Raw genomic sequence first — 2129 nt, 5'->3', positions numbered from 1 at the left:
GTTCACAGAACCTAATATATGCAGGTGAGTATACTATAGATGGCAACAAGCAAAAAAGTCTTTTATGCCGATTAAATGCATGAAAGCTAGTATCAGCAGTGTGTGACAGTGAGTTATGAAATGGTGACAGGTCTAAGATGGTAAGAAATGCTGTAAAATGGTTTGTGTGTGGTATAAAATAGCCCCTTATGATCTGTAAGTGTAAAGCCTGATGAAAAAAATTAACTTTTGTGCAGGGCCATCTAAATTGCCTGCGTCTGTTTATCAAAAACTTAATATGATGATTGATGATTATAAGCAAAGTGGCTTATCATTATTATCTATTTCACATCGAGATCCCCTTTTTTTAGCGGTTTATCAGCAGATCCAGCAGTCAATAAAGTCATTGCTTTATTTGCCTGATGACTATGAGATATTGCTTATGCATGGTGGTGCAACAGCGCAGTTTTCTGCGCTGGCAATGAACCTGGCGCAAAATAAAAGGGCTGCTTATTTTGATACTGGGTATTGGTCAAAAAAAGCCATTGATGAGGCAAAAAAATTTATTGATGTTGATATCTTGCCTTATCATCAATCGCCGGATTTTAAAAAAGCATATGATTATGTGCATTATACTGAAAATGAAACGATTGATGGGTTTCAGTGGGCATTTGTGCCAGAAACACATGCGCCATTGGTGGCAGATGTCTCTTCAAGCTTTCTTTCAAAGCCAATCGATATTAAACGTTATGGTGTGCTTTATGCCGGTGCGCAAAAAAACATAGGGCTTCCAGGTGTGGCAGTTGTTATTATACATCAGGATTTATTGGCAAGACATAAATCATCGGTTCCAGCTGTGTTAGATTATGGGTTAACGGCAAAATCAAGCTCACTTTATAATACGCCTAACGTTATTTCCTGGGTGAGTATGGCGCTTGTATTACAGGATTTAATTGAACAAGGGGGTCTGAAAGTGATTGAGAAAAAGAATACAGACAAAGCGGCAAGGTTGTATCAAGCCATTGATCAATCTGATCTATTCTTTAATAATATTGCCGCGCAGAATCGATCAACCATGAATGTTGTTTTTCAGGTAAAAAAGGGATTAACTGAGGCATTTCTAGCTTTTGCAGCACAAAAAGGGATTTATGGTTTACAAGGACACCGGAGTGTTGGCGGTTGTCGTGCAAGTCTATATAATGCAGTAACATTGGGAGATGTTGATAAACTTGTAGCGGTTATAAAGGAATTTGAGAATGAGTGCTAAAGTGATTACAATTGATGGGCCAAGTGGTGTTGGAAAGGGCACGCTTGCAAGGCTTTTGGCAAAAAAGCTTAATTATCACTTGTTAGATAGTGGTGCAATTTATCGTTTGGCTGCTTTACAGGTGATCAATCGGCAAATTGACCCTAAAGATGAAATGGCGCTTTTAAATGCGGTAAAACAATTAAAAATAGGCTTTAAGGTTATTGATGGTAAAACACACGCCTATTTAGCTAAGCAGGATGTCAGTGATAAAATTCGTCAGGAATCGGTTGGCATGATGGCCTCTGAGATTGCAAGCATTGCTGAAGTGCGAGCTGTTTTATTACAAAAACAGCGTGATTTTGCGAAATTGCCGGGGCTTGTTGCCGATGGGCGTGATATGGGAACGGTTGTCTTCCCGGATGCGGATAAAAAGTTTTTTTTAGAAGCAAATAGCGAAGTTCGCGCTAAGCGCCGCTATGATGAATTAATTGCTAAAGGAGTTATGGCAGATTTTAATGAAATATTAGCGCAATTAGAAAAGCGAGATACGCAGGATAAAAATCGCAAAACAGCACCGTTGATTGCGGCAGAAGATGCCGTGATTATTGATACAAGTTATTTATCGATTGAAGAAGTCTTTAACCTAATGGCACTAAGTTAAGCCGCATTTTTGTATAAACCTCGAGCTTTTTTTAGTGGAGGATATGTCTTTGTTCTGCGTTTTCTGCACCGAGGCTCTTTGCGTCCTGTTCTGTTGGCGACCTGTTTATGGACAATGATTTTAAACAGTTGTCTGAGTATTTCTGGATCGTCTTTGCAGAGTAAATCAGTCTGTGAAAATATCCGTATACTTTGTAATGTAAGCTTAAAACTTCAACTACAAGGCAAAAGATGGTGCGCC

2 protein-coding genes are annotated in these 2129 nt (G+C 39.0%); both read left to right on the top strand.

Going from position 1 to position 2129, the window contains the following annotated elements; translation table 11 throughout:
- Window positions 1–211: 211 nt before the first annotated feature.
- Window positions 212–1246 (top strand): 3-phosphoserine/phosphohydroxythreonine transaminase, encoded by a 1035-nt coding sequence (serC, locus tag DNK84_RS09035; protein ID WP_119344202.1) that lies wholly within the window; start codon window positions 212–214, stop codon window positions 1244–1246.
- Window positions 1236–1889 (top strand): (d)CMP kinase, encoded by a 654-nt coding sequence (gene cmk / locus DNK84_RS09030; RefSeq protein ID WP_119344201.1) that lies wholly within the window; start codon window positions 1236–1238, stop codon window positions 1887–1889. Before serC ends, cmk begins: the two co-directional genes overlap by 11 nt.
- Window positions 1890–2129: the final 240 nt, after the last annotated feature.

The sequence above is a fragment of the Facilibium subflavum genome (assembly GCF_003574485.1).
GTDB classification, from domain to species: domain Bacteria; phylum Pseudomonadota; class Gammaproteobacteria; order Francisellales; family Francisellaceae; genus Facilibium; species Facilibium subflavum.
Note: the sequence above shows the minus strand (reverse complement) of the source record. Positions and strands in the feature narration are given on the sequence as shown.

What these genes read in the sequence shown, in the direction of transcription:
- serC (WP_119344202.1), top strand. Translation starts at nt 212, where the DNA reads ATGAAAAAAATTAACTTTTGTGCAGGGCCATCTAAATTGCCTGCGTCT.
- cmk (WP_119344201.1), top strand. Translation starts at nt 1,236, where the DNA reads ATGAGTGCTAAAGTGATTACAATTGATGGGCCAAGTGGTGTTGGAAAG.